Source organism: Variovorax sp. NFACC27, from assembly GCF_048301545.1.
GTDB classification, from domain to species: domain Bacteria; phylum Pseudomonadota; class Gammaproteobacteria; order Burkholderiales; family Burkholderiaceae_C; genus Variovorax; species Variovorax gossypii.
Genome location: NZ_CP157613.1, coordinates 6,557,073 through 6,583,078, shown reverse-complemented (window position 1 = coordinate 6,583,078; position 26,006 = coordinate 6,557,073). Strand labels below are relative to the sequence as shown.

Below are 26,006 nucleotides of genomic sequence, written 5' to 3'. Positions count from 1 at the left end.
CATGCGCCTGCGTTGCATGTGCCTCGTGATTCACGCCCCCGACGACCTGCGCCTGGACGAACAGGACGCCGGCGAGATCGGCCCCGGCCAGGTGCTGGTGAAGGTCGGAATGGGCGGCATCTGCGGCTCCGACCTGCATTACTTCCACAACGGCGGCTTCGGCACCGTGCGCATCAAGGAGCCGATGGTGCTGGGCCACGAGGTGGCCGGCACCGTGGTGGCCGTGGCGCCCGGCGTGGAGAACGTTCGCATCGGCGACAAGGTGGCCGTCAACCCGAGCCGCCCCTGCGGCGCCTGCAAGTTCTGCCTCGAGGGCCTGCCCAACCAGTGCCTCGACATGCGCTTCTACGGCAGCGCGATGCGCACGCCGCACGTGCAGGGCGCCTTCCGCAACATGCTGCTGTGCGAGGCCACGCAGTGCGTGAAGGTGGCCGACCACGTGCCGCTGCGTCTCGCCGCACTGGCGGAGCCGTTCTCGGTGGGGCTGCACGGCGTGTCGCGCGCCGGCCCGCTGCTGGGCAAGCGGGTGCTGGTGTCGGGCTGCGGGCCCATCGGCGTGCTCGCCATCGCGGCGGCGCGCGCGCACGGCGCGGCCAGCATCACGGCCACCGACGTGGTCGACGAGCCTCTGGCCATCGCGCGTGCCATGGGCGCCGACGACGTCATCAACGTTGCGAAGGACAAGGCCTGGGTGTCGCGTCATTCGGCCGACAAGGGCACCTTCGACGTGATGCTCGAATGCTCCGGCAACGAGCGCGCTCTGCGCGACGGCCTGGAAGTGATGCGCCCGCGCGGCGTGGTCGTGCAGCTGGGGCTGGGCGGCGACGTGAGCATTCCGCAGAACATGGTGGTGGCGAAGGAGCTCAGCATCTGCGGCTCGTTCCGCTTCCATGCCGAGTTCGCGCTGGCGGTGAAGCTCATCAACGAAGGGCGCGTCGATCTTTCCCCGGTCGTGTCGCACACCTTCCCGATGCTGCAGGCGCGCCAGGCCTTCGAGCTGGCGAGCGACCGGCAGAAGGCGATGAAGGTGCTGATCGATTTCGCGGACGCGGGGGCGGAGAGCGTCGCGGCCTGAGGGCAGGACGAAGCACCCGAGCCGCAGGCGCGGGTTGGCAGGCGGCGCTCATGGTCCGGCTACAGTCGGCCGGGAGCGAATACGCCGAGCCATGGATCAAGTGCCTGCCCGCCCCCTGCTGAACAACGAAGACCTGCGCCATGTCGCCCTCTGGGCGGCCGATTGCGCTGAGAGGGCGTTGCCGGTGTTCGAGGCAAGGGCGCCGGGCGACAGCCGCCCGCGCGAGGCCATCGCGGCCGCGCGCGCCTTCGCCGGCAGCGGCGTGCGGACAGCGAACCTGCGCAAGCTCGCCTGGGCCGCCCTGGCGGCCGCGCGCGAAGTGGGCGACGAGGCCGCGGCCGCCGCCGCGCGGTCGGCATCCACGGCCGCCGGGTCGGCCTACACCCATCCGCTTGAGACTGCGCACCAGGTGAATCACATCGTCGGCCCCGCGGCCTACTGCGTGCAGGCGATCTCGCGCGGTGCCGCCGACGAGGCCGGCACCCGCGAAGCGGAGATCCGGTGGGCGATCGATCACGCGTCGCCCGCGGTCCGCGAGGTGGTGCGGCGCCTGCCGGCACGGGCGCCCGGTAAAGGAGCGTCGAGCGCGCTGTTCCATCGGATCGACGCGGCCCTGCGCAGCTGACGGTCCGCCCTTTGCGGGTGGAAGGGCGGAACTAGTCGACCTGCCGTTTCGCGCTTCGCGCCGTCCTGCGCTTCAGTGCCGCACGAAGCTCCTTGAGGATCAGGGCCACGTACGGATTCGGGTCGTCCCGACGATGCGCGAGATAGAGGCTCGACACCGCCTCCTTGTCGAGCACCGTCTGGTAGACCACCCCGTCCGGCTGGATGCAGCGGGTGTCGCCCGGCACCAGCGCGATGCCCACGCCGGCCGCGACCAGCCCGGCGATGGTCGATGCCTCGCGCGCTTCCTGCACCATGCGCGGCCTGAAGCCGGCCTTGGCGCAGAGGTCCTGCACCTTCCAGTAGAGGCCGATGCCGGCATTGCGCGGATACATCACCAGCGGCTCGTCGCGCAGGTCCGCGATGCGCAGCGGCTTGCCGGCGAGCCTGTGCTCGCGCGGCACGATGGCCAGCAGCGGCGACTGGTACCACTCCTCGACCACGATGCCGGTAGGGATCTCCACGTTCGGCCGGCGCAGCACGGCGACGTCGAGGCCGCGCCCGTGCACCGCGTCGAGCTGGTCGAGCGATGTCATCTCCTTCAGCGTCAGGATCACCCGGGCGTGCTCGCGCCGGAAGCGAAGAATGGCCGCCGGCAGCGCGGGCGAGAGCATCGACGACGCCGTGTAGCCCAGCGCGATGCTGCCGACCTCGCCCGAGGCCGCGCTCTGCGCCTCGCCCTTGGCCGCCTCCACGTCGCGCAGGATGCCGCGCGCGCGTTCCAGGAAATGCCGGCCCGCCTGCGTGAGGAACACGCGCCGCTTGTCGCGCTCCAGCAGGCGCACCTTGAGCTCTTCCTCCAGCGCCTGGATCTGGATGCTCAGCGGCGGCTGCGCGATGTGCAGGCGCTGCGCGGCGCGCGTGAAGTTGAGCTCCTCGGCGACCGCGACGAAGTAGCGGAGATGGCGCAGTTCCATGATATTCAGAGAGTATTGAAAACCGAAGAAAAACGGTATTTCCAAATATAAGACAGCTTGCCTACGATGCCCTCATGACAAGCAGAGACAAGCCGCAGGAGCACCCTGCAACCCGGCCTTTCCAGGGGCACCCGCTGATGATCGGGCTGGCTCGCGGAGAGCCGATGACGGCCTTCGGCATCCGCATCTCGCGCACGCCCGACATCGCCCGGCTGGCCAAGGCCAGCGGGCATCACGCGATCTGGGTCGACCTGGAGCACAGCACCATTTCGCTGGACGCGGCGGGCGCGATCTGCGCCGCCGCGCACGACCTCGGCCTGATGGCGCTGGTGCGCGTGCCGGAGCGCGAGTACGGCGCCATCGGCCGGCTGCTCGACGCGGGCGCGTCCGGCCTCATCTTCCCGCGCGTCGAAACGGCGGAGCAGGCCGCCGACCTGGCGGCCGCCTGCCGCTTTCCGCCGCACGGCCACCGGTCAGCCATCGCGGCGCTGCCGCAGTTCGGCTATCGCCGGCTTCCGGCTGCCGAGACCTACCGGCTCGCCAACGACACGGTGGTCGTCAACGTGCTGATCGAGAGCCCGCTCGGCATCCGCAATGCCGAGGCGATTGCCCGGGTGCCCGGCGTGGACCTGGTGAGCATCGGCACCAACGACCTGAGCGCGGAACTCGGCGTGCCCGGCGACTACCGCCATCCGCTGGTGCAGCAGGCGCTGAACGACGCGCTCGCGGCCTGCACGCGCGCCGGCAAGCCGCTGTCGATCGGCGGCATCGCCGATGCCGCGCTGAACGCCGAGCTGCTGGCGCGCGGCGCCGCGCCTTTCCTCATGACGGGGATCGACACCGACGTGCTCCTCGCCTCGATGCAGGAGCGCGTGCGCGGCGCGCTGGCGGGCCACGCGGCGGTTGCCGTGCGGACGTCCGAGCCACAGGCTGCCTGAGCGGACGCCTCCTTCCGCGACTTCTTCGTTTTCTCCTTCTCCCGCCTTCGTTCCGAACATGAACCACGAGATCCTGACCTCCAAGCCCATGCGTGACGCGCAGACCCTGACCCGCGCGGCCTTCGAGGTTCCCGCCGGCGCCTGCGATGCGCATGTGCACGTCTTCGGCCCGGCCGAGCACTATCCGCGTGTCGATCACCCGCACTACACGCTGCCCGACGGCAACCTCGCGCAGCTGCACAGCGCGCTCGAGGTGCTCGGCGTCGAACGCTTCGCGATCGTCCAGCCCAGCTTCTACGGCACCGACAACCGCTGCATGCTCGATGCGCTCGACGCGGCGGGAGACCGTGCGCGCGGCGTCGCGATGGTGGAAGACGGCGTGTCCGACGAGACCCTGCGCGAGATGCATGCACGCCGCGTGCGCGCGCTCAGGCTCGACCTGTTCCTGCGCCAGAAGCTGCCCACTTCGCAACTGCATGCGTACATCGAGCGCAGCATCCGGCGCATCCGGCCGTTGGGCTGGCATGTGCAGTTCTATACGCCGGGCTGGGTCGTGCGCGACCTGATCCCGGTGCTGCCCGACCTCGAATCGGACTTCGTGATCGACCACATGGGCTACATGCTGGAGAGCGACGGCCTCACGCGCGCCGACTTCGACCGCCTGCTGCGCGCCGTTGCCGACGGGCGCGGCTGGTTCAAGCTCTCGGGGCCGTACCGCCTCGCGAAGGACGGCAACTACGCGCGGCTGAAGCCGCTCGCGCAGGCGATCGTCGAGACCGTGCCCGACCGCGTGATCTGGGGCAGCGACTGGCCGCACATCCCGGAAGGCGGGCGCGACACCGGCGAACTGCTGAACCTGCTGGGCGACTGGATCCCGGACCCGGTCGCGCGCCGCAAGGTGCTGGCCGACAACCCCGCTCGGCTGTTCGGCTTCTGAAACGGAAGGCATGAAGATGGCGGACACCACCATGGACTGCATCCAGGAACTGGACACCTCCGGCGCGCGCGCCGCGGAAGTCTTCGAACATGCCGGCACCCGCTACCTCGTGGTGCCGCAGCTCGCCGAAGACGTCGCGGGGCAGCCCGCGCAGATGACGCTGGGCAACAGCGATGTCGACGCGCTCGTCTACCGCTGGGAGGGCGAAAGCTTCGTCGAGCACGCTCGGCTGCCCGTGCCGGGCGGCGAGGACGCCGAGTTCTTCCGCATCGGCGAGCGCGCCTTCCTCGCCACCGCCAGCCTGCGCACCGGCTCGGGCCCGTACGCGCTGGACACACATTCGACGATCTTCGAACTGGTGGACGGGCGCTTCGACGTCTTCCAGCGCATTGCGACATCGGCCGCCAAGCAGTGGATTCATTTCGAGATCGGCCCGCGCCACTTCCTTGCGCTCGCGCAGGGAGTGACCCATGGCGAAACGCCGCTCGCGCCGGGCGCCGAATCGTGCATCTACGAATGGAACGGCGAGCGCTTCGAGAAGCTGCAGACGGTGCGCTCGGGCTGGGGCTACAACTGGGCCTTCTTCGAGGTCGACGGGCAGAAGCTGCTGGCCTATGCCGACCACGCCGTGCCTTCGCAGCTGCTGCGCTGGAACGGCAACAGCTTCGAGCCCTTCCAGGAGCTGGAAGGAAAGAGCGGGCGGGCCTTCCGCTTCTTCGAGACCGAGGGCTCCACCTGGCTCGCGTTCGCATGCCTGCACGACGACACCGTGCTCTACCGCTGGAGCGACGGCCGTTTCGTGCAGCACCAGGTGCTCAGCGGACCGGGTGGCCGCGAGTTCGACTGGATCGCGACGCCGGACGGCGGCCGGCTGGTGCAGGTCAACTTCCTGCATGGAACGCGCGAGGCGCCGATCCCCCGGCTGCAGTCGACCATCCTGCGCATGACGAAGGGCCGCATGGAGCCGGTCGCCGAGTTCCCGACTTCCGGCGGCACCGACGCATCCTTCTTCGAGGCGGAGGGCCGGCGCTACCTGGTCGTGACCAACAGCCTCAGCGGCGAGGTGCGGTTCCGCACGCCGAGCCGCGTCTACCGCCTCGACTTCCCCGCGGACAAGGAGCCGGCATGAACCATCCCGCTGCCCCGCACCAGAGCCCCGAGCTGCTGCGGCTATTCGAAACCTACACCGGCGGGCCGCACGGCATCGGCGCGAACCTGGCCGCGCTCACGGGCGCGGCGACGGCGGGCGATCCGCTCATCGTGGCCACCAGCGCGGACATCGTGCTGTTCCCCGGTAACGGCCGCGATCCCGAGGTCGAGGGCTTTCGTCTCTCCACGCGCGGCTTCAAGGAGCTGGCCGGCATCTCGCACCACGGGCCGGCGGTGGCGTCGATCCTCAAGATGCGGCTGGTCGACCCCGACGGGCCGCTCTGGCGCAGGGAAGCCGAACGGCTGGTCGCGGCCACGCGCGTGGCGCGCGAGGCCAACTCGGTGGCGCTGTGGCGCGACCGGATCGCGGTGCCGGCCTACCGGGGGCGCGAGCAGAAGATCGCCGAACTGGTCCGCTACTCGTGCATGCTGACCGAGCGTTACCTCGAACGCGTGCTGGAGCGGCCCGAGCTCTTCACGCCAGGGGACATGCGCGAGCACTACCTCGAAGGCAGTGGCTCCGCCGTCGGCGCCACGGTGCCGATGAACGCGGTGATGATCGCCACCTTCTTCCTGGTCGGCATGGACATCAGCCACCGCGTGATCGGCTGGCTCGACCGCCATGCCATCGACTGGTCGCGCGCCATGGCGCTGGTGATCGGGCGCCAGGGCAGGCCCACCGCCGGCGTGACGTGGACCACCAATTCGGTGGCCGCCATGATCCTCGGCGCCTCGCGCCACACGCTCTCGCTCGACCGGCTCTTCATCGCGCCCCACGCCGCCGAGTTCCCGGCCGGGGCGGCGTCTGACATGGCGGCCATGCGCGCGTTCGAGAGCTCGATGCGCCAGCTGTGGGCCCACACGCGCGCCGTGAGCGAACTCGGCACGCTGATGTACGACGGCTATCCGCGCTACGAGCCTTCCTCCACTGTCCGCCCGGTGCTCGACGCGGACACGCGCACGGTAGCCGAGATGCCGGCCATCGCTGGCCCGGACGACTGGCGTGCGCTGAACACACGGCTGCGCGTGGTGCTCGAAGACCCGCGCCAACTGCTGTCGGGCTGCGTCACCGACTACGCCGTCGAGCAACTGCAGGCGCACGGCAACGACCCCACGCGGGTGCCGGTGCCGGGCCTGGACGGCACGGACTATCCGCCGCTGCCCTGAGCACGAGCCGCGCCCGCGACGCGGGCGGGAGGCCTGGAAGAGAAACAGAAGAGAGACAGAAGAGATACAGGAGACAAACCATGAAAAGAATCGCTCGCTCGCTGCTCGCCGTGCTGGTCTCGGCCAGCGCATTCGCACCCGCCTGGGGGCAGGGCTCGCCCTGGCCGTCGCGGCCCATCAAGATCATCACGCCCACGCCCGTGGGAGTGGGCTCGGACATCTTCGCCCGCGCCTATGCGGACCGCCTCAGCCGCGCGCTGCAGACGCCGGTGGTGGTCGAGAACAGGCCGGGCGCGCTGGCTTCCATCGGCACCGACGCGGTCGCCAAGGCCGCGCCCGACGGCTACACGATCCTGTTCTCGACGAGCAACCCGTTCACCATGACGCCGTTCCTGCTCTCGAAGATGCCCTACGACGCGAAGAACGACCTGGTGCCCGTCACGCAGGCGCTCAAGGGCGGATCGTTCATCCTGGCCAACGCGGCAGTGCCCGTGAAGAACATTCCCGAGCTGGTCGCGCTGGCGAAGAAGGAGCCGGGCAGGATCTCGTTCGCCTCCTATGGCTCGGGCACCACCTCGCACCTGGGCTTCGAGCTGTTCCAGGAGGCCGCAGGCATCGAGCTGCTGCACGTGCCGTACAAGCAGAGCGCAGCGCCGGACCTCATGGCCGGGCAGGTGCAGCTGGGCTTCGAGCCGCCCGTCTCGGCGCTGCCCAACATCAAGTCGGGCCGCGTGAAGGCGCTGGCGTACACGGGCAGCAAGCGCAGCGCGGCACTGCCCAACGTGCCCACGCTCTCGGAGAGCTATCCGGGCGTCGAGGTGTTCACCTGGCTGGGCTTCTGGGTGCCGGCCAGGACGCCGCAGGCCATCGTCGACAGGCTCAACAAGGAGATCGTCGCCATCACGCATTCGCCGGAGATGGGCAGGCTCCTCAGTGACGCCGGCCTCGATCCCATCGGCAGCACGCCTGCCGAGGCGGCCGCCGTCATCGATCGCGAAGCGCAGGCCATGAGCCGGCTGATCAAGGCCAAGAACATCCGCATCGACTGACGGGCGATGCCCCGGGGCGCGGCCACGCACCGCGCCGCCTTCTTTCTTTTTCCGGAATTCCCACGCCACGGTGCTTGCAGCGCAAGCGCCGTGCGCCGGCGCACGCGCCAGAACTACAACGATTTCTACAACCAGGAGACAAGCATGAGGATCAGGACCACCAAACCCCCAACCACCATCGCCCGCCGCGGCTTGCTGCCGCATGCCTTCACCGGCGCGATCTGCCTCGCGGCCGGCGCGAGCGCCACGGCGCAATCCAGCGTGCAGATATTCGGCACGCTGGACATGAACGTCACCTGGTCGAAGAGCGGCGGCGCTTCGGTCAAGTCGCTCGACCAGGGCGGCAACATCTTCCCGAGCCGCCTCGGTTTTCGTGGCACCGAAGACCTGGGCGGCGGATTGGCCGCGAGCTTCTGGCTGGAGATGGCGCTGCTGCCCGACACCGGCGAGATCCAGGGCACCGGCTTCCACCGGCGCTCCACCCTGAGCCTGTCGCACAACAGCTTCGGCGAACTGCGACTGGGGCGCGACTACACGCCCACCTTCTGGAACATCTCGCAGTTCTCGCCCTTCGGCACCGTGGGCGTCGGCGGCTCGGCCAACATCGTCGAGGGCTGGCCCTTCGGCCTCGGCGGCGCGCGTACGCTGGCGCGGGCCAACAATTCGGTGGGCTATTTCCTGCCCAAGGGCCCGGGTGGCTTCTACGGCCAGGCGATGTACGCGTTGCCCGAAGACCAGGAAGGTTCACGCTACCGCGGCGCGCGCGTGGGCTGGACCAACGGCACCGTCGACGTGGCGGCGGCCTACGGCGTCACGCCGGTCGGCACCACCGACTACCGCGTGGCCAGCATCGGCGGCACCTACGATTTCGGTGTCGCCAAGCTCTACGCCAACTATTACCGCCAGAAGGCCGACACCGACAAACAGGTGAACGCGCTGCTGGGCGTGAGCGTGCCGGTGGGGCCGGGCGTGATCAAGGCCTCGGTGGCGCGCTCCAACCGCTCGGGGCCGGGACTCGACGGCGACGATGCGACGCAGTACGCCGTCGGCTATGTGCACTACCTGAGCAAGCGCACCGCGCTGTACGGCACCTACTCGTACATCCGCAACCGGGGCAACGCAGCCTATGTCGTCGCCGATTCGTCGCCGGCCGGCGTGCCGGGGGCGGGGTCTAGGGGCCTGCAGTTCGGCATCTCGCACAACTTCTGAGGGGCGCCGATCACAGAGGCAGTTCCAGCTTCTCCCAGGCGCGCAGCATGGCCAGCTGCCGACGGAGGACGCTGGTAGGCATTGCCTGCGAGCCCCACACAGGAACGCGTCCGGCGTTCTCCCCCAGCATCCAGAACTGCCGGACCGCCATGAAACGCGGGACGGCGGCCAGATCGTTGTCGGCGACGGGTCTTGCCTCGCGATAGGCCGAGATGAAGTGCTTCCACTGAGTCTTCGCCTTGTCGCTCAGCACGCCGTCGGTCGTACGTGGATGCAGAAGCCACGGATAGACAGCAAGTTCGTAGGCAAGGTAGCCAGGGCCTGTTTCATCGAAATCGAAGAACACGGCCTCGCATTGCTCCTGGGCATTGCGCACGATGAAGTTGTTGCTGCCGTGGGCATCACCGTGGCACAGCACCTGCCTCAGCGCGCCCAGGGCCGAGATGTCGGCATGCAGGCGCTCGCCCAGTTGCTCGAATTGCGGGCGCAGCTCGGCGGTCATGGTCGGGGCACGCAGCAGGCCCTGCAGCGGTCGCAGAAGGAGGTAGTCGAGGTCGAGGGAGTAGGCACTGCCGGGGCCTTCGTAGGTCTCGCCTGCGACGTGCAGGGTGGCCAGGCCTTGCGCGAAAGCCCGGATGTCTTCGGCCGAGTCGCTGGTGAACTCGCCGTCGAGGTGCTCGAACAGCATCAGCGCTCGCGAACCTTCCGGCAGGGGTACCTGCACCGCGATCTCGCCGTTCGCGGCCGGCAGGCAGCGTGACACGCGGCATCCGGCGCGGGCCAGGTGCTCCAGCGCGGCCGCCTCGAACATCACGTTGGGATCGCCCCGCGGCCGTTCGGCCGAGAGCCGCGCCACCACGCGGCGCCCGTCGGCAAAGCCGAGCCTGTAGACCTGGTTGAAGCTGCGCCGCAGGAATTCGCTCTCGATCACCTCGCCCAGGCCATAGTGGGCCTGCACGAACTTCGCGATGCCGGCGGCGGTTGGCGTGGATTGCGCGATCTCCAGTTCCATCGAAACCCCCAGGACAAAAGGGGCGCGATTATGCCGCCCGGGGGCGAGTGCGATGATCTTTTCATCATGAACGCAGCGAGCGACGCCAGGTTCTGGGACCGGACTTCACGCAGGTACGCGAAGAGTGCGGTCGGGGATCCGGCCGGCTACGAGCGCACGCTGGAGCGCACCCGCGCACTGCTGCGGCCGGATTCGAGGGTGCTCGAGCTGGGATGCGGAACGGGCACGACAGCGCTGCGGCTCGCGGCCGATGCGGGGAGCTACCTCGCGACGGACATTTCCGCCGGCATGATCGCGATCGCCAACGAGAAGCTCGCGGCCAGCCCCGTGCCCGCGCTTGCCTTCCGCATCGCAACGGCGGAAGCGCTCGCGCAGGAAGCCGCGCGGTTCGACGTCGTCATGGGGTTCAACTATCTCCACCTCGTGCGCGACCTGCCCGGCACGCTGCGCAGCATTCACGGCCTGCTTGCGGCGCAAGGCCTGTTCATCTCGAAGACGCCTTGCGTCGGCGACATGAACCCGCTGATCCGGCTCCTGCTGCCCGCGATGCGCGCGATCGGCGCGGCGCCCTATGCAAGCGCTTTCCGCGAAGCGGAGCTGAAGCAGCACATGGAGGCCGCGGGCTTCGAGATTCTTGCCGTCGAAGACCACGCGACGAAGGGCGGGGAAAACCGTCCCTGCATCGTGGCCCGCAAGAGATGAAGCGGGCGGCCTGCCTGTTCGTCGCTCGTCATCACGGCAGCGCAGAATGGCCGCGATTTTTCCGGAGCCTGAACCGATGACTTTTGATGACGGACATGCCGACGTGCCGGTGCTCAAGGATGGGGACGTCCAGCAACCCATACCTTCGGCCTGGCGCTCGACCATTCGGGAGATCGTCCACGCCTTCGTGCTTGGCGACTATCGCATCGGCACTCCCATCGCGGGAGTGCGGCCCATACCGGCGCAGGATGCCCGGCAGATCGAGGACTACATCCGCGACTACGGCGAGACGCTGGTCGACCTGCCCGACGACACCTGGGATTCGTCGGTCTGCATCTGGCTCGGCAGGCGGTGGAACGCGCTGGTCGATCTCTGGACGGTTTCCGAGGGGCGCAGCGACCTGGTGCTGCACCTTCACGTGTCTGAAGCCGAAGGCGGCTTCGCGTTCGAGGTCTACATGGTGTACGTGCCCTGAGAGCGCGCGGCGCGTTCAGTCCCTGCCGCGCACCATTCCGAGCGCGATGCCGCCGAGGATGAGCGCGAGCGCTCCCACCAGCGCCATGCCGATGCGCTCCCCCAGCGACACGGCGGAGCAGACGATGCCGATCACCGGCACGCCCAGCAGCCCCAGCGAAGTGGTCGTCGCGGGCAGCGCGCGGTTGATCGTGGTCATGGCCCACGAGGCCAGCGCGATGCCGAACACGCCGCCGTAGAGCAGCTGCGAGACCAGCGCCGGGCTCCAAACGATGCGCGGAACGCCTTCGAGCACGAAGGCCATCGGCAGCAGCAGGCAGCTGGCGAGCAGCGCATGCCAGAAGACGAGCTCGAAAGGCGGCGTGACCCACCGGTGCGCGCGCACGTAGAGGATGCTGCCCGCCCAGCACAGCGCGGCCAGCAGCACGGCAGCGTTGCCGGCGACCGCGCGGCGGTCGTGCCAGTCGAAGCTCAGCGGATTGAAGATCAGCAGCAGCCCCGCCAGGCCGATGCCCGCGCCCAGCAGCCGCCAGCGCGTGGGAGCCTCGCCCAGCAACAGCCATGCGCCCGGCACCACCCACAGCGGCGTGGTGTAGGCCAGCACCACCGAGCGGCCGGCCGTCACGTGCTGCAGGCCGATGCTGCACAGCACGGAGAACGCGGTCATGTGCAGCACGCCGACGCTCAGGATGACCGGCAGGTCCGCGCGCCGGGGCAGCACCAGCCGCCGCGTCAGCAGGCACAGCAGCAGAACGGCGAGGGCGCCCACGCCGGTTCGCAGCGCCACGGTCCACACCGGCGGAAGGTGGGCGAGCATGGCCTTGCCGACCGGCCAGTTGATGCCCCAGACCACCGCCACCAGGCCCAGCAGCCAGGGCGCGGCGCGCGATGACGGTGTCGATGCGAAGGCCGTGGCGGAAGTGCTCATTCGTAGGTGGAAGCGGATGGGTTCGACCCCGGACCTTAGGCTTGCCGTGGCATCATTTGTAGACCCAGATCAGCCCGCATCGATGGAGCCACCACAACATGGACTACGGCGCCTTGCTCGCCGCATTCGCGCGCGAAGAGGGGCCGCAGGGCCCCGCGACCCGGCAGCACCGGCTGTACGCCTGCCTTCGCTGGGCGATCCTCGGCGGAAAGATCGCCGAGGGCGCGCGGCTTCCGTCCACGCGAACCCTGTCGGCCGAGCTCGGCATGGCCCGCAACTCCGTGCTCTATGCCTACGAGCACCTGGGCGCCGAAGGCTTCCTCGTCGGCACGCGCCATGGCACCGTCGTCGCGAGCCTCGGGCTGGCGCGTGACGCGGCCGTCGGGTGCGACTCGGCGCAGGCGCCCGAGGCGCCGCCGCTGGCACGGCGAGCCGCCATTCCGCACGGCGGGCCGGACGAGGCCGACCGCGCGCTGCCCCTGTGGCCCGGCGTGCCGGCGCTGGACGAGTTTCCGCTCGCCGCATGGCGTCGCTGCATGGAGCGGGCCTGGCGCGCCATCGACGCACGGCAGCTGAACTACGCCCCCGTGCAGGGCCACCTGCCGCTGCGGCAGGCGATCGCGCAATACCTGCGCGTGTCGCGCGGCGTGCGCTGCGAGGCGGAGCAGGTCTTCATCACCAACGGATCGCAGGGCGGCCTCGAGCTCTGCGCCCGCACGCTGGCCGACGCGGGCGACACGGCATGGATCGAGAACCCCGGCTACCCGGGCGCCCGCGCGGCCCTGCAGGCGGCCGACCTGCGGCTGGTGCCCGTCGCGGTCGATGCCGAGGGCCTGGCGCCCAGCGCCGAAGACTGGAGCGCAACGCCGCCGAAGCTGATCTACATCACGCCTTCGCACCAGTACCCGCTCGGCGCCATGATGAGCCTGGAGCGGCGGCTGGCGCTGATACGGCAGGCGCGCGAGGCCGGTGCGTGGCTGGTCGAGGACGACTACGACAGCGAATTCCGCAGCGAGAAGGTTCCGCTCTCGGCCGTGCAGGGGCTGGACGCGCATGCACCGGCGATCTACGTCGGCACCTTCAGCAAGACGATGTTCCCGGCGCTGCGCCTGGGCTTCACGGTGGTGCCCGCGCCGGTGGTCCCGGCCCTGCTGGGCGCGATCGGCGCCACAGGCATGCGCGGCCGGGTCGCGGACCAGGCCGCGCTGGCCGACTTCATCGAAAGCGGCCAGTTCACGCTGCACCTGCGCCGGATGCGGCAGCTCTATGCCCGGCGGCGCGAGGCATTGCAGGAGGCGCTGCAGCGGCACCTGGGCGGCGTCGTCACCGTCTCCGGCGGCGCGGGCGGCATGCATCTGTCGGCGCGGCTCGAAGCGCCGGTCGCAGACGTGGACGTGAGCCAGGCGGCGCGGGTGCAGGGGCTGGGGCTGCGTCCGCTGAGTCCGTTCTGCCTGCCGGGCACGGCCGGCACGCTCTACAACGGCTTCGTGCTCGGCTACGCGGGAATGCCTCCGGAGCGGGCCGACGGGCTCGTGCGGCACATGGGGCGCGTCATCGACCAGGTGTGGCGCGCGGCTGCGAACCGGCCCTCCTGAAGCAGGGGCCTACGAACTCTCGCGCTGCTCGATGCGGAACGGGATCAGCACCGTCTCGGCGGGCGGCCGGTGCCCCTCGCGCGCCCCGTCGATCACGCGCAGCAGCAGTTCGCCCGCCGCCTTGCCGATGCCCACGCAATCGACGGCCACGGTGGTGATGCGCGGATGGCAGGCGCGCGCCACCTCGAAGTCGCCGAAGCCCGCGATCGCAATGCGGCCCGGCACATCCCAGCCGCGGCGCTGGCATTCCATCAGCGCGCCGAAGGCCGAGAGGTCGGACACGCAGAGCACCGCGTCCACGTCGGGCCACTGGCGGATCAGCTGCGCCACGGCCTCTCCGCCCTGTTCCATGGAGATGGGCGGCTGGCCGAAGCTGATCACGCGGCCGTCGGGCAGGCCCAGTTCGCGGATCGCCTCCGCGTAGCCGCGCTGGCGGTCGGCACCGCGCGTGTCGCGGTTGGAGGTGCCGCCGATGAAGGCGATGCGCCGGTAGCCCTTGTCGTGCAGGTGCCGCACCATCGCGCCCGCGGCTTCCGCGTTCGAGAAGCCGACCGTGTGCTCGATGGGCGTGACGGGCAGGTCCCAGGTCTCGACCACCGGCACGCCCGCAGCCTGCAGCATCGCGCGAGCGGCCGGCGTGTGCGAGCCGCCGGTGAGGATCACGCCTTCGGGCCGGCGCGCGAGCATGGCGCGCAGCAGGCGCTCCTCGGTTTCCACGCGGTAGTCGGTGTAGCCCAGCAGCAGCTGCAGGCCGCGCGCTTCCACGGCGGCGGTGATGCCCTGGGCGGTCTCGGAGAAGTTGGAGTTGTTGAGCGAGGGGATCAGCACCGCGACGAAGCCCGAGCGCTTGCTGGAGAAGGTGCGCGCCGTCTGGTCGATGACGTAGCCCATTTCCTCGCAGGCCTGCAGGATGCGCTGGCGCAGCGCCTCGGAGGTCACGCGGTCGCTGCTGCCGCCCCGGTTGAGCGCGCGCGACACCGTCATCTTCGACACGCCGACGCGCGCGGCCACGTCGGCCATGGTCGCGGGGCGGGTGAGGGGCGGAGCGGGGGCGGCGGAGGCTTTGGTCGGGGGCAAGGGGCTTCTTTCTCGGGAAAGCAGTCCAAGGATCAAGGATATGCGACGCAGCATCGTCGCAAACCCATGGCTGCCGAGAATACGCCGGGAGCTCCCGTCCGGGGCAGGCAGGGCCCGCCGGTCACTCGGTGGCCAGCAGATTCTTCATGCGCACCTGGTCGCCGTTGCGGTAGTAGAAGTCGTCGGGGCGCTTTGCCTGTGCGCGTTTCTCGAGGTCTTCCAGGCTGATGCCGTCGGGGTTGGCCTGCAGCTCCTGCTCGAGCGCGGCGAGCTCGGCCTCGTTCGTCACTGTCGCGTAGTCGGCCTCGCGGGAGCGCATCACCGGCTGGCCGTCGCTCGTCTTGAAGCTCTTGATGCAGTTGCCTTTGCAGCTTTCGCCCGGCATCAGCTTGACCCACTTGGGACCGCCGAGATAGACGGCGTAGTACATCAGCTTGGCCTTGGCCTGCGGCACGCCTTGGTCGATCAGTCCTTCGTAGAAGACGCGGTGCGTCTTGCGCCACGGACGCACCTGGCGCACGCAGTAGTGGTCGTGGATGATGGCCGCCTTGAGGAAGGACTCCTCGAAGGGCTTGCCGACGATCGGCTGGAATATCGGCGGAATGGTGGCGCCGTCGGTGGGCTCTCCGTCGTAGGTTTCCCAGACGAGCTTGTTGCTGTCGGTGAAGCGGAGCTTGTTCTTGACCTTGCACTTGCCGGTCTGCGTGCATCCCGCAGGTTCCAGCACCAGGTCGCCGACGAACTGGGCCTGCGCGAACGCCGACGCCACGCAGAAGGCGGCGGCCGCGAGGGTCCGGAAGAAGGTGCCGGATGCTTTCATCGGATCTCCTGGTGCACGAAGGTCGCGTTGTCGATGACGTTGTGCAGCTCCAGCCCGTGCTTGTCGAAAAGCTTGATGTCGGTGCTGGCCGGCGAGTAGTCGAGGATGCCGAAGTTCTCGCGCTCGCCGGTGAGGTAGTACTTGGTGACGAAGGCGCCCGAGGAGACGACCTCGAACATCTTCGTTCCGCCGGCGGGCGGCAGGAATGCGTTCTCGTGGATGTCGCCGGTCAGGAAGATGATGTTGCGCCCGTAGATGATCTCGCGGAACTTCGCGTAGTCGTCGCGGTAGCGCATCCAGCCGTTGCCGGTCGCGCGGATCGGGGTGCCGGCGCAGATCACCACGTAGCCTTGCTCATTGGCCAGTTCCTGCTTGAGGTAGTCGAGTTGCTTCTGCCCGAGCAGCGGGCTGGCGTCGCCGGGCTCGGCGCTGTACCAGCGGGTGTCGAGGAAGATCGCCCGGCCGATGCGCTGCTGCTGGTGCATCAGCGGCACCGAGTAGTAGATGCCGTCGGTTGCGGGATCGAGATGCGCCGGGTTCTGCAGCTGCTCGATCTGCATGTACTTGGTGAAGAGCCGGCGGGTCTCCTGCTTCACCGGCGCGCTGACCTCCGAGCCGTGCGCGTTGTTCCAGGCGAAGTCGTGGTCGTCCCAGGTGCCGTACACGCCGCCGCCGTTGCCCTGCCTCTGGCGCAGCGCGTCCCGCAGGGCCTTGAAGTTCGGCACGCTCCATTGCGTTTCGTACTTTCCCTGCATCACATCGGCGAACTTGGCGGGAGTCCATCCGGCCGGTTCGTTCAGCTTGGGAAAGTAGTCCATGTAGATCTGGTCGCCCAGGAGGAACAGGTAGTCGGGCTGCTCCTGCGCGATGCGGTTCCAGACGTGCTGGTAGCCGTCGGGGCCGGACTTGTAGTTCATGCACGACGTGAAGGCGATCTTCATGGGGGCTCCTCGTTCACCGGTCTCTGTCTGCCGGGTGAGGCGGATCATAGGCAGCCGTCGCGCGCTGTCCCTCCGCAGAATATGGGATGGCGCTGCCCGTTCAGGCGCGCTCTTTCTTCAGCTGGCGCAGCGCGGCCTCGGCGTGCGCGACGAACCGGTCGGCCAGCAGCGAGGCCGCGAAGTTGTCGTTGGTCACCGCGAAGATGTCGAACGAGGGCGCGTTGCGTATCGGCCTGAAGCTCAGCCGGTCGGTCATGCAGCCGCGCGCCGTGAGGTCGTCGACGATGGCCACGCCCGCGCCCGCCGCCGCCATGGCGCAGGCGCTCTGGCCGGCTCGCACCTCGATGCGCGAGTCGGGCTGGCAGCGCTGCTGCACGCACCAGTCGGCAATGATGCGGCCCTGTGGGGTGTCGGGGCTGAAGGAGATCATGCGCTCCTTCAGGATGTCGGCCGGTGCCAGCGTGCGCCGCGACTCCAGTGCGTGGCCGCGCGGGAACACGCCGGCCAGCGTCCACCGGCCGATGGGGCGGGCGCTGAGGAGCGGATCGTCGATGGCCAGCGTGGAGATGGCCACGTCGGCCTCGTGCGCCACCAGACGCTTGACCATCTCCTTCGCGAGCAGCACTTCGAAGTAGAGACGCGCGTCGGGAAATTCCTCGCCCAGCGCGGTGAGGGCGCGCGGCACCATGTCGAGCCCGGTGCCCGGGCTGCACAGCACGCGCAGCGTGAGCATCCTGCCGCCCTTCAGCGCCTGCGCGCAGTCGTCGATGCGCGCCACGCCCCGGTACACCTGCTCGACCTCGGCGAACAGCGCCTGAGCCTCGGGCGTCGCCAGCAGCCTGCCCTTGCGCCGCTCGAAGAGGCGCAGCCCCAGCTGCAGCTCGATGTGCGAGAGCATGCGGCTGATGCCCGGCTGCGACACGTGCAGCGAGCGCGCAGCGTCGGTGACGGAGCCCGCCAGCATGACGGCGCGGAAGACTTCGATCTGTCGGAGGTTCATGACTTGCCTCGGCCCGATGCCATTGTTCGATAACGCGATGTTATGGGCTTGCGACATGTTGGTATTTGCCGGGCGGGCGGGGGCTTCCTAGGATCGGCCTCATTCTTCAGAACAAGCAAAGAGGCAACGAGACATGGCCACAGTCACCGGCATCACCGGCATCACCGGCATCACCGCCACCACCGCCGCCGCCGCGCACGGCATCACGCGCAGGCATGCGATTTCCACTCTCTCGGTCGCGGCGCTCGCCGTCGCCTTCGGCCACCGCGCGGATGCCGCCGAGGCCTGGCCCACGAAACCGGTGCGCATCATCGTGCCCTTCGCGCCCGGCGGCGGCGCCGACGGCTCGGCGCGCGTGCTGGCCGAGGTGCTGGCACCGCAGCTCGGCCAGCCGGTGATCGTCGAGAACAAGCCCGGCGCGGGCAGCGCCATCGGCGTGATGGCGGCGCTGCAGAGCCGCGACGGCCACACGCTGCTGATGGGCAGCAACAGCATGGTGATCAACCCGTCGCTCAACCCGAAGCTGACCTACGATGTGGCGCGCGATTTCGACGCCATCGGCATGGTCTCGCAGCAGCCGCTGGTGCTGGTGGTGCCGGCCGAATCGAAAGCGAAGACCGTGGCGGACCTGGTGGCGCAGGCCAAGGCCCAGCCCGGCAAGCTCAGCGCGGGCAACAGCGGCACCGGCACGCTCGCGCACCTGACGGCGGAACTCTTCGCGCAGGAGACCGGCACCTCGCTCGTGAGCGTGCCCTACAAGGGCGAGAGCGCGCTGATGCCCGACCTGATCTCGGGACTGGTGTCGATGGGCTTCCTGAACCTGCCGAGCGTGATCGTGCACATCCGCTCGGGCCGGCTGCGTGCGCTGGCTGTGTCTTCGGCGCAGCCGGTGGCCGAGCTGGCGAACGTGCCGACCCTGCGCAGCCTGAAGCTGCAGAGCCTGGAAGTGGAGGGCTGGGCCACGCTGGTGGCGCCCAAGGGCAGCATTCCTGCCGAGGGGTTGGCGCGACTCGAGAAGCTGCTGGCAGGCGCGCTGCAGTCGGAGACGGTGAAGAAGCGCTTCGAGGCGCTGAGCCTCGAGACATTCATCCGCGGCCGCGAGGCCACGGCCCAGTACCTGAAGGCCGAAGGCGGCCGCTGGGGGCAGGTGGTGAAGAGCCGCGGCATCCAGGTCGAGAACTAGCATGCACATGAACAAGGACATCGGAACGAGCCGCGTCGTCGAGGCCGACGTGGTGGTGTGCGGCGGAGGCGTCGCGGGCACCATGGCGGCGGTGGCGGCGGCACGGCAGGGCGCCTCGGTGGTGCTGGTCGAACGCTACGGCTTCCTGGGCGGCAACGCCACGGCGGGCGCGGTGGCGCAGTTCAACAGCTGGCAGACCGGCAACGGCCGCAAGGTGGTGGCGGGGCTTGCCGACGAGGTGGTCGAGCGGCTGCGGCGCTACGGCGGCGCGCGCGAGCACGACCGATTCGTGATGTCCACCGGGCATCACATGGACCGCGTCGAATACGAGCCCGAGGTGCTCAAGCTGGTGCTCGACGACATGGTGGCTGAGGCCGGCGTGCAACCGCTGCTGCATGCCAGCCTGCTTGACGTGCAGTGCGAGGGGCGACGCGTCGCCGGCCTGCGCGTGCTGACCAAGGGCGGCGTGCTCGCCCTGCGCCCGGCCGTGCTGGTCGATGCCTCCGGCGACATGGACGCGCTCGAGCAGGCGGGCGCGCGCTTTCTCGAACTCGGCAGCGGCGAGGCGCTGCAGCCGGCCACGATGATGTTCCGCTTCGGCCCCATCGATTTCGAGCGCTTCGGCGCGCTCTCGAAGGCGGAGCTCGCCGAACTGGCCGCCAGGGGTTATGCGCAGGGCGGTCTCGCGCGGGCCGCGCTGCACTCCAGCCGCGTTCCGCATTCGGACGACGCCTGGTTCAACATCAGCCGGCTGGCCATCGACGCCACCGACCCGATGGCGCTCGGCGGCGCGGAGATCGAAGGCCGGCGGCAGGCATGGAAGGCCGCGGCCTTCATCGCCGCCTCGGTGCCCGGCTGCGGCAACGGTCGGCTTCGCGCCTTCGGCACGCAGGTGGGCGTGCGCGAGACGCGGCGCGTGGAGGGCGACCATGTGCTGACGGCCGCCGAGCTGCTGGAACCGGTGCAGTTCGCCGACGCCATCGCGGCCGGGGCCTACCCGATCGACATCCATCCGGCGCAGGGCGGTTCGCTGCACTACGTGCCGATGGACGACGACCACGCCTACCAGATCCCGTACCGCAGCCTGATTCCGGGCGCTCTCGACAACGCGCTGGGCGTGGGGCGCGGCATCTCGGCCAGCCACGAGGCGCTGGCGGCCATCCGGGTCATGACGATCTCGATGGCGGTGGGGCACGCGGCCGGCATTGCCGCGGCGATGGCAGCGAAGGCGGCTGGCGAGGGCATGGGCGCCCAGGTGCGGGCGGTTCCGGTGCCGGCATTGCGCGAGGCGCTGCTGCGCGGCGGTGCGGTGCTCGCCTAGGCGCTCAGAGCCAGTTGCCGCTCTGCGGCATCTGCACCTTCTCGGCGGGGTCGCCGCCGGTGACGAGCGAGCCGATGAGGATGCTCAGCAGCGAGATGAAGATGCTCGCGAACAGCGCGGTCCAGAAGCCCGACACCCTGAAGCCCTTCACCAGCGCGGCCACCAGAAGGATCATCAGCGCGTTGATGACCAGCAGGAAGAGCCCGAAGGTCACCAGCGTCAGCGGCAGGGTGAGCACGATCAGCAAGGGCTTGACGATCGCGTTGGCCAGGCCCAGCAACAGCGCCGAGACGATCAGCGCGCCGGTGCTGTCGAACTTCAGTCCGCGGAAGAGATGGCTTGCGACCCACAGCGAGATGCCGGTGATGGCCCAGTGGACGAGGAAGGGAGTCAGGTTGTTCAGCATGGATCGGGTGGTTTGTGGCAGCAGACGCAGAGCTTGTTGCCGTCGGGATCACGGAAGTAGGCCCCATAGTAGTCGGCGTGATAGTGCGGCCTGAGGCCCGGCGGGCCTTCGCAGGTGCCGCCCTGTGCCAGCGCGATGGCGTGGACCCGGTCCACCGTGGCGCGGTCGGCGGCCATCAGCGCCACCATCTGGCCGTTGCCGGGCGAGGCGGCCTGCTCGTCGTACGGGGTACCCACCAGGAAGAGCGGGCGGGGCGCGTCGGGGCCTTGCCAGCCGGCCCATGGCTTGCCGTCGTCGCGGAACCTCAGCGTCAGGCCCAGTTCGCCCATGAGCGCCGAATAGAAGGAGAAGGCGCGCTCGAAGTCGTTCACACCGATGTAGACGTGGGACAACATGCGAGTTAATTCTTCTTGGTTAACAGCTCAATTGTTGACCTGATTCTCGATTGTTACCCCAAGAAACACTGGCGGACTGGCCGTTAAGATCGCCGGCTTATGGCCAATGCGTCGATCGCCAGCATGACCCCCGCCCCGGCTTCGGCCGATGAAGCCGAATCGTGGGTACGCGGCGAGCTCATCCGCAGCCTGATGCGCTCGGCGAAGGGCTCGTACTTCGTCTCCGCGGCGCTGATGCCGGCCATGGTCGGCCTGAACTGGGCCTACGTCCCCCGTTGGGAACTGCTCATCTGGCTCCTGGCCGGCCTGATCGCCACCGCCTGCCGGGCCTGGGGCGCGCGGGTCTATGCGGTGCGCTATGCCGGGCGCAGCGCGGCCGCGCAGCAACAGTTCACCGAGCGCTACGGCTTCGTCTGGAGCACCAGCGCGGTGGTGTGGGGGCTGTCGGTGCTGCTGTTCTTCGAACGTACGCCGCAGGTCAACCAGTTCATGAGCTGGCTCATCGTGGCCGGCGTGGGCACCTTTCCGCTCAATGGGCTGGCGCTGCATCCGCCGCTGCTCAAGCGCTACGTCAACACGCTGTTCATCACGATGCTGGGGGCGGTGCTGATACGGCTGGTGTCGATCACGCTGCAGCATCCGCAGTTCCAGTACGGCTACCTGATGCCCATATTGCCGATCCTTCACTGGTTCCTGCTGCTGAGGGCCGGGCGGCACATCCACGAGACGGCGCGCAACAGCCTGGAGCTGCTGTTCCACAACCACATCCTGATCAAGTCGCTGACCCAGCAGCGGCAGGCGGCGGTGTCGGCCGTGGCCATGAAGAACCGCTTCCTGGCCAGCGCCGCGCATGACATGCGCCAGCCGGTGCTGGCACTTTCGTTGTACGCCGACTGGCTGCGCAACGAGCCCGAGCTGGTGCTCGAGCTCGCGCCGAAGATCGTGCGCGCCACGCACGCGGTGAACGCGCTGTTCGACTCGATGTTCGACCTGGCGCGCATCGACTCGGGCCAGGTGCGCCTGCACGTCGAGCGGGTCGACGTGCCCGAGCTGCTGCACGACCTGGAGCTGCAATACCGCCCCGTGGCAGAGAGCCGCGGCCTGGATTTCCGCGTGCACATGTGCGAGGGCTCGTTCCTGACCGACCCGATCCGCGTGCGCCGCATGATCGGCAACCTGCTGGCCAACGCGATCAAGTACACGACCGAAGGCGGCGTGCTGCTGGCTGCACGGCAGACGCGCGACGGCCTGCGCGTGGAGGTGTGGGACACCGGCATCGGCATCGCGCCCGAGCATCTGCGCGACGTGTTCCTGGAGTTCTACAAGGTGGCCGACCACGCCGGCACCTCCGACGGCTTCGGCCTGGGCCTCGCCATCGTCGCGCGGCTGTCGCACGTGCTGGGTCACCCGGTGAGCGTGCGCTCGCGGCTGGGCAGCGGCAGCGTGTTCAGGGTGGCGCTGCATGACGCCGACGAGGCGGTTGCGCAGGCGCGGGTGACGGCCTCCGGCGGCTGAAGACACACTCAACTCCGCCCCCAAGAAAAAACCGCGCCAAGGCGCGGTTTTTTTATTTCGGGAACACCGAGGAACCGGCTTTGCCGGTCCTCAGGTGTTGCCCCCTGCAAGGGGGTTGGCGCAGCGACACGAAGTGCGCGAAGCCTGGGGGTCAGCCAGATAGCAAGCCGTTCGTGCGCGCGTAGTGCAGCGCCTGCGTACGGCTCTTCACCCCCAGCCTGCGGAACAGACGCCACAGGTGAACCTTCACCGTGTGCTCGCTGATCTCCAGGTCGGTGGCGATGTCGCGGTTGCTCATGCCCTTGTCGAGCATGGCGATCAGCTGCGTCTGGCGCTTCGAGAGCTTGCCGCTGTTGGCGGCGGGCATCTCGTCGGCTTCGTCTTCCGAGCCGGCCATCAGCAGGCCGCGCAGGGCCGCCGCCAGTTCGTTGGAGCTGGCCGACTTCTCGATGTAGGTGTCGGCGCCCGCCTCGATGCAGGCGTCTTCCATGTCGGCGGAGGGGGCCGCGGAATACACGGCGATCGGCACGTTCGGATAGACCTGCTTGACCGCGATCACGCCCGAGACGCCGTTCGTGTCCGGCAGCTTCAGGTCCAGGCAGAAGAGCGTGGGCGCGCCACGCTGCTGCACGGAGCTTGCGAGCTTGTCGAGGCGTTCGAGCTCGACGATGTTCTCGGCCGGGCGCAAGCGCCGCAAGACCATCACGATCGCGTCGCGCATCAAGGGGTGGTCGTCGATGACATAAATGCTCATGTTTTCTTCCTTTGTGATCGCACCGTCTTCTCTCGTCATGCTCATCGGCCGATAAGCCGATGGGCGTTGCCGGATCAACTCCCGCTGGTTGTGCCGGGTGTCGTTTCCGTCAGTGCCTCCAGCGCCTCTTCGACGGCGCGTATTTTTTCTGTACCGATGGGTTCCAGCTGGCCGGCCAGCGCGGCCAATGCTTCGCCGCGTTGTGCCTGCAGGATTGCGATGGTACGGCCCGCTTCCTGCGGCGACGCGAATCCACGGCTTTGCAGCAGGGTTTCGCCGCGCGCATCCAACAGCTTGAAATAGAAAAGTCCGTCCGCCTTCTCGCGGTACTGCTTGAAACTGGGCTTGGCGACCTTGGCCGCCTTGGCTTGGCCCTTGTCCTTGCCGGCCGCGAGGTTGCGCAGGCCGACCGCGTGGCGCAGGCTGGCCATGAAGGGCTTCGACAGGGCCTGCGCCTTCTCGGCGCCGGCGAGCAGGGTGCGCTCGATCTGCGCCGGGTCGTTCATGAGCGCCTCGTAGCGCTCGCGCAGCGGCGCCACTTCGAGGTCGATGCGCTCGAACAGCATCTGCTTGGCGTCGCCCCAGCCGATGCCGTCGGCGTACGCCTTGCGCAGCGACTCGGTTTCCTCGGCGCTGGCGAAGGCCTGGTAGATCTGGAAGAGCGCCGAGCCTTCGGTGTCCTTGGGTTCGCCGGGCGCGCGGGAGTCGGTCACGATGCTGGAGATCTGCTTGTGCAGTTGCGCGCGCGGCGCGAACAGCGGGATCGTGTTGCCGTAGCTCTTGCTCATCTTGCGGCCGTCGAGGCCGGGCAGGGTGGCGACAGCATCGTCGATCTCGGCCTCGGGCAGCGTGAAGTGATCGCCGTAGAGGTGGTTGAAGCGCTGCGCCATGTCGCGCGCCATCTCGATGTGCTGCACCTGGTCGCGGCCCACGGGCACCTTGTGGGCGTTGAACATCAGGATGTCGGCGCCCATGAGCACCGGATACATGAAGAGGCCCGCCGTCACGTCGGCGTCGGGGTCCTCGCCCTTGGCCACGTTCTTGTCGAGCTGCGCCTTGTAGGCGTGCGCGCGGTTGAGCACGCCCTTGCCGGTGACGCAGGTGAGGAACCAGGTCAGCTCGGGGATCTCGACGATGTCCGACTGGCGGTAGAAGGTGACTTTCTCGGGGTCGAGGCCGCAGGCCAGCCAGCTGGCGGCGATCTCGAGGGTGGAGCGCTGGATCAGCGCTGGCTCCTGCACCTTGATGAGCGCGTGGTAGTCGGCAAGGAAGAAGAAGCTCTGCACACCGGGCGCGACGCTTTGCCGCACCGAGTGGCGGATCGAGCCGACGTAGTTGCCGAGGTGCGGCGTGCCCGACGGTGTGATGCCGGTCAGGACGCGCAGGGGAGCTTGGGAAGACGAAGCCATGGAACGACGAAGAAATACTTAAAGCAGCAGTGCCTTGAGCGGGGTGATCAGCAGGTTGATGACGAAGTAGCCCACGTCCATCAGCGGCCGCAGCCAGTATGTGCTGACGATGCCCGCGAGGACGAGGCCCATCACGATGAAAAAGCCGTATGGCTCGATGCGCGCAAGGAACATCTGGGCCTGTCCGCTCGGAAGAAGGCCGGCCAGCACGCGGCCGCCGTCGAGCGGAGGCAGCGGGAACAGGTTGAAGGCCCACATCACGAGGTTGACCAGGATGCCGCCCTGCGCCATCTTGATGAAAAAGGTTTCAGTGACGCCCGCGGCGACCAGCGTCACCAGCAGCAGCGCCCAAAGGATCGCCTGGATGAAGTTGGAGACAGGCCCTGCCAGCGCCACCCACACCATGTCGCGCTTCGGATGGCGAAGCCGTCCGAAGTTGACCGGCACCGGCTTGGCATAGCCGAACAGGAATGCGCCCGAGGTCGCGAAGTACAGCATCAGCGGCATCAGGATGGTCCCGATGGGGTCGATGTGCTTCATCGGATTGAGCGTGACGCGTCCCATCATTGCGGCCGTGTTGTCGCCGAAGTGGCGCGCCACGTAGCCGTGCGCCGCCTCGTGCACGGTGATCGCGAAGATCACCGGCAGCGCGTAGATCAGCACGGTCTGTATGAGGTTGGAAATATCCACTGGGCGATTGTGTCAGACGGGAGTGGTTCTCAGCCCCGATTTCAGAGGCCCAGCACGGCCAGCGCGCCGCGCCCCTGGCGCACCACGACGGGGTCGTCGCCCGAGCCCATGGGCGTGAGGTCGACCACGGTGGTGGGCTGCGAAGGGCAGGCGCCGGCATCGATGACCGCGGCGATCTGCTTCTCGAAGCGCTCGCGGATGGTCTGCGCGTCGTTCAGGGCCTCGGTCTCGCCCGGAGCGATCAGCGTGGTGGCCAGGAGGGGCGCGCCGTGCAGCGCGAGCAGCTCCAGCAGCACCTTGTGGTCGGGCACGCGCAGGCCGATGGTCTTGCGCTGCGGATGGCTCACGCGGCGCGGCACTTCCTTGGTGGCCTCGAGCAGGAAGGTGTAGGGGCCGGGCGTGGCCGCCTTCAGCAGGCGGTACTGCTTGTTGTCGACACGCGCGTAGTTGGCCAGCTCGCTCAGGTCGCGGCACAGCAGCGTGAGATGGTGCTTCTCGTCGACCTGGCGGATGCGGCGAAGCTGGTCGACCGCGTCCTTGTCGTCGAGGTGGCAGGCCAGCGCGTAGCTGGAGTCGGTGGGCACGGCCACGATGTCGCCGCGCTCCAGCAGCGTGACGGCCTGCTTCAGCAGGCGCTGCTGCGGGTTCTCTGGATGGACTTCGAAGTACTGGGCCATGAT

The 26,006-nt window shown here is 68.7% G+C and carries 27 protein-coding genes; 14 read left to right on the top strand and 13 right to left on the bottom strand.

The features are described from left to right. Position 1 precedes the first annotated feature (1 nt). Both ABL840_RS30690 and ABL840_RS30685 read left to right on the top strand, forming a co-directional pair. The gene (locus ABL840_RS30690; protein WP_093197751.1) at positions 2 to 1,075 is read left to right on the top strand and encodes an L-idonate 5-dehydrogenase; all 1,074 of its coding nucleotides are present in this window, start codon (positions 2 to 4) and stop codon (positions 1,073 to 1,075) included. A gap of 91 nt (positions 1,076 to 1,166) precedes the next feature. Further along, entirely contained in the window at positions 1,167 to 1,700 is a 534-nt protein-coding gene (locus ABL840_RS30685; RefSeq protein WP_093302041.1) for a putative immunity protein, read from the top strand. 31 nt (positions 1,701 to 1,731) lie between these two features. Here ABL840_RS30685 and ABL840_RS30680 read toward each other — a convergent pair whose 3' ends face one another. Then, entirely contained in the window at positions 1,732 to 2,655 is a 924-nt protein-coding gene (locus ABL840_RS30680) for a LysR substrate-binding domain-containing protein (RefSeq protein ID WP_093197746.1), read from the bottom strand. Positions 2,656 to 2,729: 74 nt separating this feature from the next. On the opposite strand from ABL840_RS30680, the gene ABL840_RS30675 reads away from it, so the two are divergent. The 6 genes from ABL840_RS30675 (at position 2,730) to ABL840_RS30650 (ending at position 9,104) form a co-directional block, all read left to right on the top strand. Continuing rightward, a complete protein-coding gene (locus tag ABL840_RS30675) occupies positions 2,730 to 3,593 on the top strand; it encodes an aldolase/citrate lyase family protein (RefSeq protein WP_093302038.1) in 864 nt (287 codons plus the stop codon). Positions 3,594 to 3,651: 58 nt separating this feature from the next. Beyond that, positions 3,652 to 4,530, top strand: coding sequence for an amidohydrolase family protein (locus tag ABL840_RS30670; protein ID WP_093302035.1), 879 nt, complete (start codon positions 3,652 to 3,654; stop codon positions 4,528 to 4,530). 16 nt (positions 4,531 to 4,546) lie between these two features. Beyond that, entirely contained in the window at positions 4,547 to 5,659 is a 1,113-nt protein-coding gene (locus tag ABL840_RS30665; RefSeq protein WP_418116069.1) for a hypothetical protein, read from the top strand. Continuing rightward, complete coding sequence (locus ABL840_RS30660) at positions 5,656 to 6,846, top strand: DUF5624 domain-containing protein (protein WP_093302029.1); 1,191 nt, start codon at positions 5,656 to 5,658, stop codon at positions 6,844 to 6,846. The genes ABL840_RS30665 and ABL840_RS30660 overlap by 4 nt, the downstream gene beginning before the upstream one ends. Before the next feature lie 80 nt (positions 6,847 to 6,926). After that, complete coding sequence (locus ABL840_RS30655; RefSeq protein WP_093197733.1) at positions 6,927 to 7,895, top strand: Bug family tripartite tricarboxylate transporter substrate binding protein; 969 nt, start codon at positions 6,927 to 6,929, stop codon at positions 7,893 to 7,895. A gap of 144 nt (positions 7,896 to 8,039) precedes the next feature. Continuing rightward, positions 8,040 to 9,104: a porin gene (locus ABL840_RS30650; protein WP_093302471.1), complete on the top strand. Its 1,065-nt coding sequence runs from the start codon at positions 8,040 to 8,042 to the stop codon at positions 9,102 to 9,104. Between the two features lie 10 nt (positions 9,105 to 9,114). On the opposite strand, the gene ABL840_RS30645 is transcribed toward ABL840_RS30650, so the two are convergent. After that, the gene (locus ABL840_RS30645) at positions 9,115 to 10,116 is read right to left on the bottom strand and encodes a phosphotransferase enzyme family protein (RefSeq protein WP_093302025.1); all 1,002 of its coding nucleotides are present in this window, start codon (positions 10,114 to 10,116) and stop codon (positions 9,115 to 9,117) included. On the opposite strand from ABL840_RS30645, the gene ABL840_RS30640 reads away from it, so the two are divergent. Together ABL840_RS30640 and ABL840_RS30635 are read left to right on the top strand one after the other, a co-directional pair. Further along, positions 10,096 to 10,818 (top strand): class I SAM-dependent methyltransferase, encoded by a 723-nt coding sequence (locus ABL840_RS30640; protein ID WP_418116068.1) that lies wholly within the window; start codon positions 10,096 to 10,098, stop codon positions 10,816 to 10,818. The two genes, ABL840_RS30645 and ABL840_RS30640, sit on opposite strands and share 21 nt — an antisense overlap. A gap of 76 nt (positions 10,819 to 10,894) precedes the next feature. Continuing rightward, positions 10,895 to 11,293 carry a DUF7668 domain-containing protein gene (locus ABL840_RS30635; protein WP_418116067.1) on the top strand — a complete coding sequence of 133 codons (399 nt, stop codon included), beginning with the start codon at positions 10,895 to 10,897 and terminating at the stop codon, positions 11,291 to 11,293. 15 nt (positions 11,294 to 11,308) lie between these two features. On the opposite strand, the gene ABL840_RS30630 is transcribed toward ABL840_RS30635, so the two are convergent. Then, positions 11,309 to 12,220, bottom strand: coding sequence for a DMT family transporter (locus ABL840_RS30630; protein WP_093302022.1), 912 nt, complete (start codon positions 12,218 to 12,220; stop codon positions 11,309 to 11,311). Between the two features lie 98 nt (positions 12,221 to 12,318). Between ABL840_RS30630 and ABL840_RS30625 the strand changes: the two genes are divergently transcribed. Next, positions 12,319 to 13,815 (top strand): PLP-dependent aminotransferase family protein, encoded by a 1,497-nt coding sequence (locus ABL840_RS30625; RefSeq protein WP_093302019.1) that lies wholly within the window; start codon positions 12,319 to 12,321, stop codon positions 13,813 to 13,815. Positions 13,816 to 13,824: 9 nt separating this feature from the next. On the opposite strand, the gene ABL840_RS30620 is transcribed toward ABL840_RS30625, so the two are convergent. From ABL840_RS30620 to ABL840_RS30605, 4 genes are all read right to left on the bottom strand, one after another. Beyond that, complete coding sequence (locus ABL840_RS30620) at positions 13,825 to 14,835, bottom strand: LacI family DNA-binding transcriptional regulator (RefSeq protein ID WP_093302017.1); 1,011 nt, start codon at positions 14,833 to 14,835, stop codon at positions 13,825 to 13,827. Positions 14,836 to 15,013: 178 nt separating this feature from the next. Then, positions 15,014 to 15,712: a DUF1353 domain-containing protein gene (locus ABL840_RS30615; RefSeq protein WP_093302014.1), complete on the bottom strand. Its 699-nt coding sequence runs from the start codon at positions 15,710 to 15,712 to the stop codon at positions 15,014 to 15,016. Then, a complete protein-coding gene (locus ABL840_RS30610) occupies positions 15,709 to 16,653 on the bottom strand; it encodes an alkaline phosphatase D family protein (RefSeq protein WP_176947469.1) in 945 nt (314 codons plus the stop codon). Before ABL840_RS30610 ends, ABL840_RS30615 begins: the two co-directional genes overlap by 4 nt. A 100-nt stretch (positions 16,654 to 16,753) precedes the next feature. Continuing rightward, entirely contained in the window at positions 16,754 to 17,653 is a 900-nt protein-coding gene (locus ABL840_RS30605) for a LysR family transcriptional regulator (RefSeq protein ID WP_176947468.1), read from the bottom strand. Positions 17,654 to 17,786: 133 nt separating this feature from the next. Between ABL840_RS30605 and ABL840_RS30600 the strand changes: the two genes are divergently transcribed. After that, positions 17,787 to 18,836, top strand: coding sequence for a Bug family tripartite tricarboxylate transporter substrate binding protein (locus ABL840_RS30600; RefSeq protein WP_093302005.1), 1,050 nt, complete (start codon positions 17,787 to 17,789; stop codon positions 18,834 to 18,836). Between the two features lie 7 nt (positions 18,837 to 18,843). Continuing rightward, entirely contained in the window at positions 18,844 to 20,157 is a 1,314-nt protein-coding gene (locus ABL840_RS30595) for an FAD-dependent oxidoreductase (RefSeq protein ID WP_093302464.1), read from the top strand. A gap of 4 nt (positions 20,158 to 20,161) precedes the next feature. On the opposite strand, the gene ABL840_RS30590 is transcribed toward ABL840_RS30595, so the two are convergent. Both ABL840_RS30590 and ABL840_RS30585 read right to left on the bottom strand, forming a co-directional pair. Then, complete coding sequence (locus tag ABL840_RS30590; protein ID WP_093197710.1) at positions 20,162 to 20,563, bottom strand: phage holin family protein; 402 nt, start codon at positions 20,561 to 20,563, stop codon at positions 20,162 to 20,164. Next, positions 20,557 to 20,958: a VOC family protein gene (locus ABL840_RS30585; RefSeq protein ID WP_093302003.1), complete on the bottom strand. Its 402-nt coding sequence runs from the start codon at positions 20,956 to 20,958 to the stop codon at positions 20,557 to 20,559. The genes ABL840_RS30590 and ABL840_RS30585 overlap by 7 nt, the downstream gene beginning before the upstream one ends. Before the next feature lie 99 nt (positions 20,959 to 21,057). Here ABL840_RS30585 and shkS point away from each other — a divergent pair, with 99 nt between their 5' ends. Beyond that, positions 21,058 to 22,473, top strand: coding sequence for a surface-behavior sensor histidine kinase ShkS (gene shkS / locus ABL840_RS30580; protein WP_093197705.1), 1,416 nt, complete (start codon positions 21,058 to 21,060; stop codon positions 22,471 to 22,473). Positions 22,474 to 22,624: 151 nt separating this feature from the next. Here the strand turns inward: shkS and ABL840_RS30575 are convergent, their stop codons facing one another. The 4 genes from ABL840_RS30575 to ABL840_RS30560 all read right to left on the bottom strand — a co-directional run bounded on the left by ABL840_RS30575 (position 22,625) and on the right by ABL840_RS30560 (position 26,003). After that, entirely contained in the window at positions 22,625 to 23,227 is a 603-nt protein-coding gene (locus ABL840_RS30575) for a LuxR C-terminal-related transcriptional regulator (protein ID WP_093058637.1), read from the bottom strand. Positions 23,228 to 23,301: 74 nt separating this feature from the next. Then, positions 23,302 to 24,636 carry a tryptophan--tRNA ligase gene (locus ABL840_RS30570; protein ID WP_093197703.1) on the bottom strand — a complete coding sequence of 445 codons (1,335 nt, stop codon included), beginning with the start codon at positions 24,634 to 24,636 and terminating at the stop codon, positions 23,302 to 23,304. Positions 24,637 to 24,654: 18 nt separating this feature from the next. Further along, positions 24,655 to 25,326 carry a site-2 protease family protein gene (locus ABL840_RS30565; protein ID WP_093302000.1) on the bottom strand — a complete coding sequence of 224 codons (672 nt, stop codon included), beginning with the start codon at positions 25,324 to 25,326 and terminating at the stop codon, positions 24,655 to 24,657. A 41-nt stretch (positions 25,327 to 25,367) separates the two neighbouring features. Beyond that, the gene (locus tag ABL840_RS30560; RefSeq protein ID WP_093301997.1) at positions 25,368 to 26,003 is read right to left on the bottom strand and encodes an L-threonylcarbamoyladenylate synthase; all 636 of its coding nucleotides are present in this window, start codon (positions 26,001 to 26,003) and stop codon (positions 25,368 to 25,370) included. Between the last annotated feature and the right edge of the window lie 3 nt (positions 26,004 to 26,006).